The sequence below is a fragment of the Amycolatopsis sp. EV170708-02-1 genome (assembly GCF_022479115.1).
Classification (GTDB): domain Bacteria; phylum Actinomycetota; class Actinomycetes; order Mycobacteriales; family Pseudonocardiaceae; genus Amycolatopsis.
The window spans coordinates 6,377,688-6,392,154 of sequence record NZ_CP092497.1 but is presented as its reverse complement, the minus strand read 5'-3'; the positions used below and the strand labels follow the sequence as shown (position 1 = coordinate 6,392,154).

Sequence of the window (14,467 nt, the reverse complement as noted above, 5' to 3'; positions counted from 1 at the left end):
CAGTACACCCCAGGCACGGGAGGACGATTGTGCTGAACGCAGGAGACACCGCATGGGTGTTGATCAGCGCCGCGCTGGTCATGCTCATGACACCGGGATTGGCGTTCTTCTACGGCGGCATGGTCCGCGCGAAGAGCGTCTTGAACATGTTGATGATGAACTTCATCGCGCTGGCCGTGGTCGGTGTCCTCTGGACGCTGTACGGCTTTACGATGGCGTTCGGCAACGACATCGGCGGAGGCTTGCTCGGTAACTTCGACTTCGCCGGGCTCTCGAACATCTCCGGCAAGCTCGCCGGGTTCGCGACCGCCGCGACGAGCTCCACGCCCGAGGTCGCCTGGCCCGGCGCGGACGCGCTGCCGCTGTTCGCCTTCGTGATGTTCCAGCTGATGTTCGCGATCATCACGCCCGCGCTGATCTCCGGAGCCATCGCCGACCGCGCCAAGTTCTGGGGCTGGACGCTGTTCGTCGCGGTGTGGGTGACCATCGTGTACTTCCCGGTGGCGCACTGGGTGTTCTCGTTCAACGGCTTCATCGGCGCGGATTCGGTCGGTGGCTGGATCGCCAACCAGCTCAAGGCGCTCGACTTCGCCGGTGGTACCGCCGTCCACATCAACGCCGGTGCGGCGGGCCTGGCGCTGGCGATCGTGCTCGGCAAGCGCAAGGGCTGGCCGAAGGGCACCGGACGCCCGCACAACGTGCCGTTCGTGCTCCTGGGCGCCGCGCTGCTGTGGTTCGGCTGGTACGGCTTCAACGCCGGTTCGTCGCTGGCCGCCAACGACCTCGCCGCCGTCGCGTTCACTAACACCACCGTCGCGACCGCCGCCGCCATCCTCGGCTGGCTGATCATCGAGCAGATCAAGGTCGGCAAGCCGACCACCCTCGGCGCCGCCTCCGGTGCCGTCGCGGGTCTCGTCGCGATCACCCCGGCGGCCGGTTTCGTCAGCCCGCTGGGCGCCATCGCCATCGGCCTCATCGCCGGTGCCCTGTGCGCCCTGGCGATCAGCCTCAAGTTCCGCTTCGGTTTCGATGACTCCCTCGACGTCGTCGGCGTCCACCTCGTGGGTGGTCTCGTCGGCACGCTGCTCATCGGCTTCTTCGGCACCACCAGCGTCAACTCGCTCGGTGTCGACGGCCTGTTCTACGGCGGCGGCCTCGGCCAGCTGGGCAAGCAGGCGCTCGCGGCGGCCGTGGTCCTCGGCTACTCGTTCGTGCTGACCTTCGTCATCGGCTGGGTGATCAAGAAGCTCGGCGGATTCCGCGTCAGCGCGGAGGACGAGGTCAGTGGTATCGATGAGGCCCAGCACGCGGAGAGCGCGTACGACTTCACCGGTTCGGGCGGCGGCCTCGGCCAGCCGAGCTCCATCCCGGTCAAGACGTCCACCGGAACCGCGGCCACGAAACTCGAGGAGAGCAAGGCATGAAGCTGATCACCGCGATCGTCAAGCCGTTCACGCTCGACGACGTCCGCTCCTCGCTGGAGCAGCTGGGCGTGCTCGGCATGACGGTCAGTGAGGTACAGGGCTACGGCAGGCAGAAGGGCCACACCGAGGTCTACCGGGGCGCGGAGTACTCCGTGGACTTCGTGGCGAAGCTGCGGGTCGAGGTCGTCACCGACGATTCCAATGTCGAGAAGGTCCTCGACGCGATCACCACGGCCGCCCACACCGGCAAGATCGGTGACGGGAAGATCTGGGTGACGCCGGTGGAGACGGTCATCCGGGTACGTACCGGCGAACGCGGCTCGGACGCCCTATAAGGCGTCAGGGATGGCCGACGGGGGTGAGCTGGTCAAGGCCACCGAGCGTTTGCTCGAGGGCAGGCACGGGAGGTTAGGGGCGGCCGCGTTGCGCGCGGCGTGCGTCGACCTCTACGAATTCTGGTTGGGCAAGGGCGCTGCGGCGGCCGGCGTCGACACCGCTGAACCCGGTGTCGCGCTGGCCGCCGTCGGCGGCCTCGGGCGCAGCGAACTGGTGCCCTTCTCCGACCTCGATCTGTTGTTGCTGCACAACGGCAACTCGCGCGTCGGCGAGATCGCCGACGCGATCTGGTACCCGTTGTGGGACGCCAAGATCGGCCTCGATCACTCGGTCCGCACTCCGGGTGAGGCGCTGAAGGTGGCGTCGGAGGATCTGCGGACCGCGATGGGGCTGCTCGACATCCGCCACATCTCCGGGGACGCCGAGATCACCGCGAGGCTGGCCGCCGCGGCGCGGGACCAGTGGCGGAGGACCGCGCGGAAGCGGATGGGCGAACTGTCGGACGCGGTGCGCCAGCGCTGGGCCCGAAGCGGCGAGATCGCGCAGTCCGCCGAGCCGGATCTCAAGCACGGCCGAGGCGGGCTTCGCGACTTCGCCGTCCTCGAAGCGCTGGCGGCGGCACAGTTGACGGCCAGGCCCGGCGAGGAACTGCTGGCGGCCAAGAGTCTGCTGCTCGACGTCCGGACGGAGCTGCGCCGGGAACTGCGGCGGGAGCGGGACATCCTCAGCGCGCCGGAGGCCGAGACGGTCGCGGGCGAACTCGGCTTCGGCGATCGGTTCACGCTGGCGCGCAAGCTTTCCGGCGCCGGGCGGACCATCGCGTACGCGGTCGACGTCGCGCTCCGGTCCACTGTGGAACCACCGAAGGCGCGGTTCGGCCGCCGTCCGGCGCGGACGCCGCTCGACGAGGGCGTCGTCCTGCACGGGAACGAGGTCGCGCTGGCGCGGGACGCCTTGCCCGCCAAGGATCCGGCCCTGCTGCTGCGGGTCGCCGCGGCGTCGGCCCGGATCCGCAAGCCCATCGCGCACGGAACCCTGCGGGCGCTCGCCGACACCGCGCCCGAACTGCGTGCGCCGTGGCCCGCCGACGCCCTCAAGGCGCTGGTGGAACTGCTCGGCGCGGGCGAGGGACTCGTCGACGCCGTGGAGGCGCTGGACCGCACGGGCCTCTGGGCGCGGCTGTTCCCCGAATGGGGTGCGGTGCGGGATCTCCCGCCGAGGTCGCCGGTGCATTCGTGGACCGTCGACCGGCATCTCGTCCGGGCCGCGGTCGAGGCGTCGAAACTGACGACCACCGTCTCGCGGCCGGATCTGCTGCTGATCGGCGCGTTGCTGCACGACATCGGCAAGGGCCGCGACGCGGACCATTCCGAACTCGGCGCGAAGATCAGCGCTCAGGTGGCGGCCCGGCTCGGCTTGCCGCCCGCCGATTCGGCGCTCGTGGCGGCGATGGTGCGGCATCACCTGCTGCTGCCGCACACCGCGACGCGGCGGGACATCAGTGATCCCGCCACCATCCAGCGGGTCACCAAGACCCTCGACGACAACCTCGTCCTGCTGGAACTGCTGCACGCCCTGACGACGGCGGATTCGCTGGCCACCGGGCCGGGCGTGTGGACGGACTGGAAGGCGCGCCTGCTCGCCGAACTGGTGTCCGGCTGCGAAGAAGCCTTGCACGGCAAGGGTTTCGTGCCGCCGGAGCCGATGGGTGCCGAACAACGGGAGCTCGTCGCCGAAGCCGTGGCGTCCGGCCGCGGCGAGGTGCGCATCACCGCCGCCGGCAAGGTGGTGACGGTGGTGCTCGCCGTCCCGGCCCGCGCGGAACTGCTGGCGCCCGCGGCCGGGGTGCTCGCGCTGAACTCGCTCGAAGTCCACGCGGCGGTGCTGCGCGGGCACGACGGGGGACGGGCGGGAGTCTTCACGGCGTCACCGAAGTTCGGCTCGCTGCCCGACGTCACGTTGCTGCGGGAGCAGTTCGCGCGGGCGGTGGCGGGCACGCTGCCGCTCACCCAGCGGCTCGCCGCGAAGGAACGGGACTACGGCGGAGGGGAGGCGCCGTCGGCCGGGGCGAAGGTGATCTGGTTCGACGACGAGACCAGCGGGCGTGACACGGTCGTCGTCGAACTGCGGGCCGCGAACCGGATCGGGTTGCTGTACCGGGTCGCGGGCGCGTTGCGCCGGTGCGAGGCCGAGGTGCGGTGGGCGAAGGTCGCCACGCTCGGTGGCGCCGTCGTCGATTCGTTCGCCGTCGCTCCGCGGAGCGGACAGGTCGACCAGGCGTGGCGGTCGAAGGTCGAAGCGGCGCTGCTGACGGCCGCTTCCTGAGCCGGGATCGGGGTGTCGCGCGAGTCGCGGAGGGTAGCGGTGGCAGGATGTGCGCGGTCGAGACCCGAAGGAGCCGGAGGGTGGTGAGCACGTGCCCGGTCCGCAACGTGTCACGCTGCCCCCGACCGTCGTCGCCTCCCATCTCCGCGCGTGCGCGGACGACCTCGCCGTCTCCCTCACCGCGTCCGGTCCCGCCGCGACCGTGCCCGAGCTGCTCAAAGTGGTCCGGCACCTCGTCGCGGGCCAGCAGGCGCTCGCCATCGCGCTCGAAGGCATGGCGGGCCGGGTCGAAGGAGGAGGCGAAGGCGCGCTGGCCACCGCCCGGATGGTCGACGTCGAGGTGGTCGCCGAAGTGCTCCGTGCGGCGGCCACCGCTGTCGACTGTTCGGCCGAGGCGCTCGCCGAATCGCGCCCGTCATTCGAATGTGTGAGCGATTCAGTCGCCCCTGACACCCGTTTGTAGCTGTTCCGCCGCTTCGGCGCGTGGATACGCTGACCAGGCGGAGGTGGGCCATGCGAGCGGTGTGGAAAGGCACGATCGGATTCGGGACCTACGCCATTCCGGTGAAGGCGTACAGCGCGACCGAAGAGCACAACATCCCCCTCCACCAGGTGCACGAGCCGGACGGCGGCAGGGTGCGGGTGAAGTGGGTCTGCGAGGTCGACGGCGCCGAGGTGCCCGCGGCCGAGATCGCCAAGGGCTATCCCGTCCCCAACGGTGACGTCGTCCTGCTGACCAGCGGGGATTTCGCGTCGCTGCTCGCGCCGACCACCCAGTCGATGGATGTCGTCGGCTTCACCCCGGCCGACCAGGTCGACCCGATGTACTTCGCGCGCAGCTACTACCTGGAACCGGAGCCGGCGGGCACGAAGCCGTACGTGCTGTTGAGCGAGGCGCTGCAGCAGTCCGGGCGGATCGCGATCGTGAAGGTGACCTTGCGGCAGCGCGAGACGCTGGGCGCGCTGCGCGTGCGGGACCAGGTGATCCTGCTCGAGACGATGCTGTGGCCCGACGAGATCCGGCGGCCCGACTTCCCGTTCCTGCACGAGGACGTCGACCTGCGGCGCGGGGAACTGCGGAACGCGGTCTCCCTGATCGAAGACCTCACGCGGGATTTCGACCCCGGCGGGTACACCGATCGCTACCGCGAGGCGCTCGAAGCGCTCATCCAGGCCAAGCTGGACGGCGACGACGTACTCCAGCCGACCGCCGCCGAACAGGCGGAAGGGGTGACGCGGCTCCTGGCCGCCTTGCAGCAGGGCCCGGTCGAGAAGGCCAACGAAGCGGCGGACAAGGCCCGCCAGGCGCGGACGCGGGCGAAGCGGGCTTCGTCGTCGGCGTCGTCGGCCAAGACCAGTTGAGTAGATCTACTCAGGGGGAGTTGGGGGTCTTCACGCTGCCGTGACCCCACGGTGACCGGGCAAGGTTATGCCCATCGCGCGGAGAGAGCGCGGGCAGCGAATCGCCTGGTACTGGGGGTCCGGCGATACCGAGTCCCGCGAAGCTCGCCAAGTGTGCTTACGGTCGGCTCGCGGGGAGGCGAGCCTTCCGTAGGGGCTCCGGTACCGGTCTGCGAGGGGCGATCGGTCCCGGAGCCCTGTTTTTTGCGCTAGTAATTACGCATGGGCGAGGCTTGGCCGTCATGCGATCGCGAGGATTGCCGCGGCGTGCGCGTCCCGGATTTCGATCACTGTCTCGAACATCTCGAACGAAGCGGGCAGGACGAGTACTTCCGCGGTCTGTCGCTCGGCGCCGAAGTCGATCTCCGGGGGACCGGGCTTTCCGGCGAACTCGTCGGGAGACTCGTCGACGCCGTCGGGAGCATCGACGGCCGTCGCGCGGAGTTCGGCCGCGCGGATTTCGCCGGGGCGCGCTTCCACGGTCTCGTGGTCTTCGAAGACGTCACGTTCTTCGACGCGGACTTCACCGATGCCACGTTCGAAGGTGCCGCCAGGTTCGACAAGGCCGGCTTCCGGGACAGCGCTTCGTTTCTTCGCAGCCGGTTCGGCGGCTCGGTGACGTTCGAGGACGTATCCTTCGAGGACACCTCGTTCGCCGAGACGCGATTCGGCGGTCGTGTCTCCTTCGAGAACGCGAAGTTCGAAACCGACGTGTCGTTCTCGCACGGATTCCCCGATCAGGTTTCGTTCGCCGGAGCGGAATTCGCGGGCGAAGCGGGCTTCGGCTCGTTGCTGTTCGACGGCCGCGCCCTCTTCAACGGTGCGAAATTCCACGGGGCCGCGACGTTCACGGAGTCCCGTTTCAAGGACCACGCCTGCTTCAAGGACTCCAGGTTCGACGGAGACGTGAAGTTCGAAGGCGTGCGATTCGAGGCGACGGCCCGCTTCCGCGGTGCCGAGTTCACGGCGGCCGAGCGCTTCGGGCCGGTCACCGCCGAGCACCTGATCTTCGGGCGTGCGACCTTCCGCAGACGGATGCTCGTCACCGCCGAAGCCCCGGCGATGGACTGCGCCGAGACCAGGTTCGAGGAAGGGGTCACGCTCAGGCTGGGCGCGAACTCGGCGGCCGGCCTGCAGCGGACGATCTTCGGCAAGGCATCGACGGTCATGGGGCCCGCGTCGGTGAAATCCGTCGAGGGCACCGATGTCGCGGATGTCGTGTTCACCGACATCGACCTCGCGAGCTGTCTTTTCACCGGCGCGCATCACCTGGACAAGCTGCGGCTGGAAGGTGACTGCGGGTTCGGCTCGTACCGCAAGCGCCAGGTGCTCGCGGAGGAGCGTGCCTGGCGAAGAGACCGGAACGCGCCGGTCGGCCCCCGCCGCATCGCCGACCTCTACCGCCAGCTCCGCAAGGCACAGGAGGACAGCAAGAACGAACCCGGCGCCGCCGACTTCTACTACGGCGAGATGGAGATGCGCCGCCACAGCCCGGCCACCCCGTGGTCCGAGCGCGTCATCCTCCACCTCTACTGGCTCGTCTCCGGCTACGGCCTTCGCGCCCTCAGGGCCCTCGCGACCCTGGCGGTCCTCATAGCCGTCGTGAGCACGAGCATTTGGCTAGGCGGCTTCAAGACCACGCCCGCCTTCGGTGACACCTTGATCTACGTCGCCCAGAGCACCGTTTCGCTGGAGACGAAACTGGCGTCGCTGCCGAAGGAGCTGACGCCGTTCGGCGAGGTCCTGCGGCTGGTCACGCGCGTCCTCGGGCCGCTGCTGCTCGGACTGACGCTGCTGGCCGTCCGCAACCGCGTCAAACGCTGACCTCGGACACCGACTACCCTGGGAAGCCGCCGGTTCGTACCGGCAAGCCACAACGACCCAGCTGGAGCGTGCACACCCGTGTTCGACACCCTCTCCGATCGGCTCACGTCCGCCCTGCAGACCCTGTCTCGCAAGGGCAGGCTCTCGGACGCCGACATCGACGCCACCGCGCGCGAGATCCGGATCGCGCTGCTCGAGGCGGATGTCGCGCTGTCTGTGGTCAAGGACTTCATCGCCCGGATCAAGGAGCGCGCCAAGGGTGCCGAGGTGCACGGCGCGCTGAACCCGGCGCAGCAGGTCATCAAGATCGTCAACGAGGAACTCGTCACCATCCTCGGCGGCGAGACCAGGCGGCTCACCTTCGCGAAGAACCCGCCGACGGTCATCATGCTCGCGGGTCTGCAGGGTGCCGGTAAGACGACGCTCGCGGGCAAGCTCGCGATGTGGCTGAAGAAGCAGGGCCACGCGCCGATGCTGGTCGCCTGTGACCTCCAGCGCCCCAACGCGGTCACGCAGCTGCAGGTCGTCGGCGAGCGGGCCGGTGTCGCGGTCTTCGCGCCCGAGCCCGGCAACGGCGTCGGAGACCCGGTCGACGTCGCCCGCCGCGCCATCGACGAGGCCAAACGCGCCCAGCACGACATCGTCCTGGTCGACACCGCCGGCCGTCTCGGCGTCGACGAAGAGCTGATGAAGCAGGCCGCGGACATCCGCGACGCCGTCTCGCCGGACGAGACGCTGTTCGTCGTCGACGCGATGATCGGTCAGGACGCGGTCACCACGGCCGAGGCGTTCCGCGACGGCGTCGGCTTCACCGGTGTCGTGCTCACCAAGCTCGACGGTGACGCCCGCGGTGGTGCCGCGCTGTCGGTCCGCCAGGTCACCGGCCAGCCGATCCTGTTCGCCTCCAACGGTGAGAAGCTCGAAGACTTCGACCTCTTCCACCCGGACCGGATGGCCAGCCGGATCCTCGGCATGGGCGACGTGCTCAGCCTCATCGAGCAGGCCGAGCAGCATTTCGACCAGGAGAAGGCCGAGCAGACCGCGGCCAAGCTCGGCAGCGGCCAGCTCACCCTCGAAGACTTCCTCGAGCAGATGCTCGCGGTCCGCAAGATGGGCCCGATCGGCAACCTGCTCGGCATGCTGCCCGGCGCCGGCCAGATGAAGGACCAGCTCGCGCAGGTCGACGACAAGCAGCTCGACAAGCTGCAGGCGATCATCCGCGGCATGACCCCCGCCGAGCGGGCCGACCCGAAGATCATCAACGCCTCGCGCCGCGTGCGGATCTCGAAGGGGTCCGGTGTCGCCGTCCGCGACGTCAACGACCTGGTCAACCGGTTCTTCGAAGCGCGCAAGATGATGGCGCAGATGGCGGGCCGCTTCGGCTTCGGCGGCGGAGGCGGCGGCAGCAAGAACCGCAAGGGCAAGAAGGGGAAGAAGGGCAAGGGGCGCGGCCCGACGCAGCCCAAGGTCCGCGGCGGCTTCCCCGGCGGCATGCCGATGCTGCCCCCGGGCGGCGGGATGCCCGGGGGAGCCGGCATGCCCGACCTTTCGCAGCTCGGCGGCATGAACGACGTACCCGGGTTCGACCCGAAGAAGTTCAAGCTGCCGAAGGACAAGTAGCCCGTGGAGGCGCTGCACCTGGCCGGCGTCGTCCTACCTGACGGCGAGCACCGCGAGCTGTGGGTCACCGGCGGCCGGATCACGACCGAACCGGTGGCCGGAGCGGAAACCGTTGTCCGTGAAGGCTTTCTCGTTCCCGGACTGGTCGACGCGCACTGTCATCCCGGGATCGGGGTCGGCGGCGCGACCACGCTCGAAGAGGCCACCGAGCAGGCGATCACCGACCGCGACGCCGGGACACTGCTGATCCGCGACTGCGGGCTGCCGATCGACATCCGGCCGTTGCAGGAGCGGGCCGATCTGCCGCGGATCATCCGCGCCGGACGGCACCTCGCCCTGCGCAAGCGCTACATCCCCGGCCTCGGCATCGAACTCGAAGACCCTTCCGAGCTGCCGAAGGCGGTCGCCGAACAGGCCCGCGACGGCGACGGCTGGGTCAAGCTCGTCGGCGACTGGATCGACCGGGGCGCCGGTGATCTCGCGCCACTCTGGCCCGACGAAGTCCTCGCCGAGGCCATCGCCGTCGCCCACGCCGAGGGCGCCAAGGTGACGGCGCACGTGTTCGGCCAGGCCGCGTTGCCCGGTCTCATCGCCGCGGGGATCGACTGCCTCGAACACGGCACGGAGCTCTCGCCGGACCAGCTGGGCGTCCTCGCCGAACGCGGGATCGCGCTCGTGCCGACCCTCATCAACATCGAGAACTTCCCCGGTATCGCGGACAAGGCGGGCAAGTACCCGGTGTACGCGGACCACATGCGGGCGCTGCACGCCGGCGTGGGGGAGATGGTCTCGACGGCGATCGAGGCGGGTGTCCAGGTGTACGCGGGAAGCGACGCGGGCGGCATGGTCGAGCACGGCAGGCTCGTCGACGAGATCGAAGCGCTGCACAAGGCGGGCATGTCCGCGGAGCAGGCGCTGGCTTCGGCTTCGTGGGCGGCCCGCGACTGGCTCGGCGTGCCGGGAATCGTCGACGGCGCTTCGGCCGATCTGCTCGTCTACCCCTCCGATCCGCGTGAGGATCTCGCGGTGCTCCGGCATCCGAGCCATATCGTCCTGCGTGGCAAGATCTACGCGTAGCTGAAGGGGACTTTCCCCGCATCTCACGAGGTGAAGGGCCCTTTACCCCCATCACATGCGGGGAAAGCGTCCTTCAGCTCCCTGACCCGACTCCATCCGTGACAGGAGCGGTACCTAGCGTGGAGGCGTGGTGGACGACGGGCAGGCTCGCGAGCGTCTGGTGCTCGGAGCGCACTGGGGATTCGTAGCGTTCTTCGCGGGAATCGCCGGATACCACCTCGTCACGCTCGTCATGAGCTTCCTGATGTCGGGCCGCTTCGGCGGCTACGACCCGCTCGAACTCCGTGACGTCGGCCCGCTGCTGATCCTCGCGTTCCTGCCGACCCTCGTGCTCGGACTCGGCCCGGCGGTGGGCTCACGCCTGTGGGGCCAAGGACTTCGCACGGATTTCGGGCTCAAACCGACCTGGCGCGACGTCCGGATCGGGCTCGCCTGCGGAGCCGCCGCGCTCGCCGCCGGCTACCTGCTCAACCTGCTCCTGCTCGCCGTCTACGGGACCGACAGCGACGACAGGACCTTCTCCGACGTCTCGCCCGGCCCGATCACCGAACTGTCGGGCACCACCGAAGGCGACACGATCTGGCTGGTGCTGGCCGCGGTCATCGTCGTCCTCGCCGCTCCGATCACCGAAGAGCTGCTCTTCCGCGGCACCCTGTGGAACGCCATGGGCTTCCATCGCCTGCCCTCGTGGGTGATCCTGCTGGTCACCGCGCTGGTGTTCGCCCAGCTGCACGGCGAGGCCGCGCGCACGATCGCGCTGTTCGGCCAGGGCATCGCCATCGGTCTCGCCCGTTATCTGTCCGGCCGGGTGAGCGCTTCCGTGATCGCGCACGCGGCCAACAACCTCCCACCGGCTGTATTGCTCTTCGCGGCGCGGTGATCGCCGGTCCAGGCGGTTAGAGTCTTTGAGTAACCGAACGATCACCGGAGGATCGGCGTGACCGTATCTCAGCCCAGGGAGCCGATCCCCGAGGCGGCGCCGCCGGACGAGCTCTCCCGAGAAGTCACTGCCGGAGGTGAGGTGGCCGCGCCCGACACGCCACCGCCGCATCGCTGGGGATTCGGGGCCTTCCTCCTGGTGGAGGCCGTCCTGCTGGCGTCGGCGGCGTTCATCAGCGTCCTGCTCGGCGACGTCCAGCCCGGCCAGCCCCTGCCGATGCGCATGGTGCTGCTGGGCACCATGCTGCCGACGATGATCGCCGCCGGGGTCGCGCTGCTGATCACCCGGCTGCGTGGCAACGGCCCGTTCACCGACCTGAGGATCGGCTGGAGCTGGGCCGACGTCAAGGTCGGGCTCAAACTCGGCTTGCTCGGGCTCGGGTTCACGTCGCTCGCCGCCTACGTCTGGACGCAGGCCGTCGGCAACGAGAACGCCACCTCGGCGATCTCCGCGCTCGTCGAGGACCGGCGGATGTCGGTCTCGGCCGCCGTCGTCATGTTCATCTACCTGTGGCTGGTCGGGCCGATCTGCGAGGAGATCATCTATCGCGGCCTGCTCTGGGGCGCGGTGGAGCGGCTGACCTGGCGCACCGAACGCTGGGGGAGGATCGCGGCGTTCCTCGTCTCCACGGCGGTTTTCGCGGCGAGCCACCTCGAACCGCTGCGCACCACGTTGCTGCTGGTGATCGCGATCCCGATCGGGCTGGCCAGGGTGTTCACCGGGCGGCTGCTCGGCAGCGTCGTCGCCCATCAGGTGAACAACTTCCTCCCGGCCGTGACGATCCTGCTCGCCTCGCTCGGGATAGCCGCGTTCTGACAGCCGCGTGCATGCACGCAAGCAACCCACGTGCATGCATGCACACAGCTCTCTGGCAGAATGTTCGCTTGCCTGCTTTGGCCGGACCCTCTCACCGCGCCCGAGCTCACCCTTCGGGTGTGCGCAGCCGTGTCCCCACTCGGCTGGCGTGCGCCTTCCACATGCATCAGAGAGAACTGAGGAGTACCCACACCCGTGGCCGTCAAGATCAAGCTGCAGCGTCTCGGCAAGATCCGTGCGCCGTACTACCGCATCATCGTCGCCGACGCGCGCACCCGCCGTGATGGCAAGGCCATCGAGACGATCGGCAAGTACCACCCCAAGGAGGAGCCGAGCCTCATCGAGGTGAACTCCGACCGCGCCCAGCACTGGCTGTCCGTCGGCGCCCAGCCGACCGAGCCGGTCCAGCGCATCCTCGAGATCACCGGTGACTGGCAGAAGTTCAAGGGCCTGCCGGGCGCCGAGGGCACCCTGAAGGTCGCCGAGCCGAAGCCGTCGAAGCAGGACCTCTTCAACGCCGCGCTCGCCGCCGCCGGCGAAGAGCCCTCCGCCGAGGCCACCACGCCGAAGAAGAAGTCCGCCCCGAAGAAGGCCGAGGCCGAGAAGGCCGAAGCCGCCGAGGGTGACAAGGCCGAGGCGTGAGCTTCCTCGCTGACTCCCTCGAGCACCTGGTGCGCGGGATCGTCGACAACCCGGACGAGGTCCGGGTCGAGCTGCTGACCACGCGCCGTGGCCGCACGCTCGAGGTGCACGTGCACCCCGACGATCTCGGCAAGGTGATCGGCCGGGGCGGTCGTACCGCGACCGCCCTGCGCACCGTCATGGGCGGCATCGGTGGCCGCGGCGTCCGCGTGGACGTCGTCGACACCGATCGCTGACCAAGGACTGAACGGGATGGACGTCGTAGTCGGCCGGATCGCCAAGGCGCACGGAATCCGCGGGGAACTCGCGGTGGACGTGCGCACGGACTCGCCGGAACAGCGGTTCGCGGTCGGTTCGGCCGTCACGACGAAGCTGCGTGACGGCAGCAGCAGAGACCTCACCATCGCAGCCGCCCGCGAACACAGCGGGCGGCTGCTGGTGCGTTTCGAAGAGGTGCTGACCAGGGACGTCGCGGAGACCCTCCGCGGCGCGCTGCTGATCGCCGACACCTCGACGCTGCCGCCGACCGAAGACCCCGACGAGTTCTACGACCACGAACTCGAAGGCCTCCGGGCCGAACTCGCCGACGGCACCGTCGTCGGCAAGGTGCTCGAAATCGTGCATTCGCCGGCCGGGGAACTCCTGTCGATCGAACACGACGGACGTGAAGTACTGGTGCCGTTCGTGAAGGCGATCGTCCCCGCCGTCGACGTCGCGGGCGGCCGCGTGGTCCTCGACCCGCCGGAAGGCCTGCTGGACGCCTGATGCGCCTCGACGTCGTCACGATCTTCCCCGAATACCTCGACCCGCTCCGCGCCGCGCTGCTCGGGCGCGCGATCGACCGCGGCCTCATCGAGGTCGGCGTCCACGACCTGCGGGACTGGACGCACGACGTCCACCGCGCCGTCGACGACGCCCCGTACGGCGGCGGGCCCGGCATGGTGATGAAACCGCAGATCTGGGGCCCCGCCCTGGACGACGTCTGCGGCGAGAACACCCGCCTCGTGGTCCCGACCCCCGCCGGGCGGCCGTTCACCCAGGCCATGGCCCACCAGTACGCCGCGGAGGAACACCTGGTGTTCGCCTGCGGCCGCTACGAGGGCATCGACCAGCGGGTGATCGACGACGCCGCGCGGCGGATGCCCGTCGACGAGGTCTCCATCGGCGACTACGTGCTGGTCGGCGGCGAGGCCGCGGTGCTGGTGATGGTCGAGGCGGTCGTCCGGCTGCTGCCCGGAGTCCTCGGCAACGCCCGCTCCGCGGAGGAGGACTCGTTCTCCGACGGCCTCCTCGAAGGCCCCAGCTACACCCGCCCGGAGGTCTGGCGCGAGCTGGCCGTACCGGACGTCCTGCGCTCGGGAAACCACGCGCTGATCGACCGCTGGCGCCGCGACCAGGCGCTGGAACGCACCGCCCGGCGCAGGCCCGAACTGATCGGCCTGCTGCCGGAGGGTAGTCTCGACAAGCACGATCTCGGGGTCCTCGAACGGTTGGACGAGGGCACCGGCCAGGCCGGGTCAAACGCCTGAGACCTGGTCTGCAATACTTGACAGGTTGGCGTGAGTGGACGCGCGGCTTCGCAGCCGGCGCCGTACACCGGAACGCCATCAGCCCCCGGGTAGGTCGCAGTGCCCGACACTGCGCGCCCAAGCTGCACGTAAGCCATACGAAGACGAGGACGGACCACCGATGAACACCCTGGACGCGCTGGACGCGCAGTCACTGCGTTCCGACATCCCGGACTTCCGACCGGGCGACACGCTCAAGGTTCACGTCCGCGTCATCGAGGGCAACCGCGAGCGCAACCAGATCTTCCAGGGCGTCGTGCTGCGTCGCCAGGGCGGCGGCATCCGCGAGACCTTCACGGTCCGCAAGGTGTCGTTCGGCATCGGCGTGGAGCGCACCTTCCCGGTGCACTCGCCGAACATCGCCGAGGTCGAGGTCTTCAAGCGCGGCGACGTCCGCCGGGCGAAGCTGTACTACCTCCGCGAGCTGCGCGGCAAGGCCGCCAAGATCAAGGAACGCCGCGAAAACCGCGAGACGGCCTCCGCCAAGTAGGTAG

General features: G+C 69.4%; 15 protein-coding genes. All 15 read left to right on the top strand.

Going from position 1 to position 14,467, the window contains the following annotated elements; genetic code table 11:
- Positions 1–29: 29 nt before the first annotated feature.
- Positions 30–1,424: an ammonium transporter gene (locus MJQ72_RS28965; RefSeq protein WP_240594242.1), complete on the top strand. Its 1,395-nt coding sequence runs from the start codon at positions 30–32 to the stop codon at positions 1,422–1,424.
- A complete protein-coding gene (locus tag MJQ72_RS28960; RefSeq protein WP_038509839.1) occupies positions 1,421–1,759 on the top strand; it encodes a P-II family nitrogen regulator in 339 nt (112 codons plus the stop codon). Before MJQ72_RS28965 ends, MJQ72_RS28960 begins: the two co-directional genes overlap by 4 nt.
- 10 nt (positions 1,760–1,769) lie before the next feature.
- On the top strand, positions 1,770–4,085 hold the full coding sequence (locus MJQ72_RS28955; protein WP_240594241.1) for a [protein-PII] uridylyltransferase: 2,316 nt from the start codon (positions 1,770–1,772) through the stop codon (positions 4,083–4,085).
- A gap of 49 nt (positions 4,086–4,134) precedes the next feature.
- Positions 4,135–4,548, top strand: a complete 414-nt coding sequence (locus MJQ72_RS28950) for a hypothetical protein (protein WP_315860764.1) — start codon at positions 4,135–4,137, stop codon at positions 4,546–4,548.
- 50 nt (positions 4,549–4,598) lie between these two features.
- Entirely contained in the window at positions 4,599–5,447 is an 849-nt protein-coding gene (locus tag MJQ72_RS28945; protein ID WP_240594239.1) for a Ku protein, read from the top strand.
- A gap of 306 nt (positions 5,448–5,753) precedes the next feature.
- A complete protein-coding gene (locus tag MJQ72_RS28940; protein WP_240594238.1) occupies positions 5,754–7,310 on the top strand; it encodes a pentapeptide repeat-containing protein in 1,557 nt (518 codons plus the stop codon).
- Positions 7,311–7,388: 78 nt separating this feature from the next.
- Entirely contained in the window at positions 7,389–8,930 is a 1,542-nt protein-coding gene (gene ffh / locus MJQ72_RS28935; protein WP_063271547.1) for a signal recognition particle protein, read from the top strand.
- Between the two features lie 3 nt (positions 8,931–8,933).
- Positions 8,934–10,007, top strand: a complete 1,074-nt coding sequence (locus tag MJQ72_RS28930; protein WP_240594237.1) for an amidohydrolase family protein — start codon at positions 8,934–8,936, stop codon at positions 10,005–10,007.
- A gap of 130 nt (positions 10,008–10,137) precedes the next feature.
- Positions 10,138–10,887, top strand: a complete 750-nt coding sequence (locus MJQ72_RS28925) for a CPBP family intramembrane glutamic endopeptidase (protein WP_240601446.1) — start codon at positions 10,138–10,140, stop codon at positions 10,885–10,887.
- Positions 10,888–10,944: 57 nt separating this feature from the next.
- Positions 10,945–11,763 carry a CPBP family intramembrane glutamic endopeptidase gene (locus MJQ72_RS28920; RefSeq protein ID WP_240594236.1) on the top strand — a complete coding sequence of 273 codons (819 nt, stop codon included), beginning with the start codon at positions 10,945–10,947 and terminating at the stop codon, positions 11,761–11,763.
- 195 nt (positions 11,764–11,958) lie between these two features.
- The gene (gene rpsP, locus MJQ72_RS28915) at positions 11,959–12,405 is read left to right on the top strand and encodes a 30S ribosomal protein S16 (RefSeq protein ID WP_240594235.1); all 447 of its coding nucleotides are present in this window, start codon (positions 11,959–11,961) and stop codon (positions 12,403–12,405) included.
- Entirely contained in the window at positions 12,402–12,641 is a 240-nt protein-coding gene (locus tag MJQ72_RS28910; protein WP_003103110.1) for an RNA-binding protein, read from the top strand. Before rpsP ends, MJQ72_RS28910 begins: the two co-directional genes overlap by 4 nt.
- Before the next feature lie 16 nt (positions 12,642–12,657).
- The gene (rimM, locus tag MJQ72_RS28905; protein ID WP_037342315.1) at positions 12,658–13,170 is read left to right on the top strand and encodes a ribosome maturation factor RimM; all 513 of its coding nucleotides are present in this window, start codon (positions 12,658–12,660) and stop codon (positions 13,168–13,170) included.
- A complete protein-coding gene (gene trmD / locus MJQ72_RS28900; RefSeq protein WP_240594234.1) occupies positions 13,170–13,934 on the top strand; it encodes a tRNA (guanosine(37)-N1)-methyltransferase TrmD in 765 nt (254 codons plus the stop codon). The genes rimM and trmD overlap by 1 nt, the downstream gene beginning before the upstream one ends.
- A 160-nt stretch (positions 13,935–14,094) precedes the next feature.
- Positions 14,095–14,463, top strand: a complete 369-nt coding sequence (gene rplS / locus MJQ72_RS28895) for a 50S ribosomal protein L19 (protein WP_063271552.1) — start codon at positions 14,095–14,097, stop codon at positions 14,461–14,463.
- Positions 14,464–14,467 lie beyond the last annotated feature (4 nt).

Excerpts from the sequence above, each read along its gene's own strand:
- trmD (WP_240594234.1), top strand. The coding sequence starts at position 13,170 with ATGCGCCTCGACGTCGTCACGATCTTCCCCGAATACCTCGACCCGCTC.
- rplS (WP_063271552.1), top strand. The coding sequence starts at position 14,095 with ATGAACACCCTGGACGCGCTGGACGCGCAGTCACTGCGTTCCGACATC.
- MJQ72_RS28960 (WP_038509839.1), top strand. The coding sequence starts at position 1,421 with ATGAAGCTGATCACCGCGATCGTCAAGCCGTTCACGCTCGACGACGTC.
- MJQ72_RS28945 (WP_240594239.1), top strand. The coding sequence starts at position 4,599 with ATGCGAGCGGTGTGGAAAGGCACGATCGGATTCGGGACCTACGCCATT.
- MJQ72_RS28955 (WP_240594241.1), top strand. The coding sequence starts at position 1,770 with ATGGCCGACGGGGGTGAGCTGGTCAAGGCCACCGAGCGTTTGCTCGAG.
- rimM (WP_037342315.1), top strand. The coding sequence starts at position 12,658 with ATGGACGTCGTAGTCGGCCGGATCGCCAAGGCGCACGGAATCCGCGGG.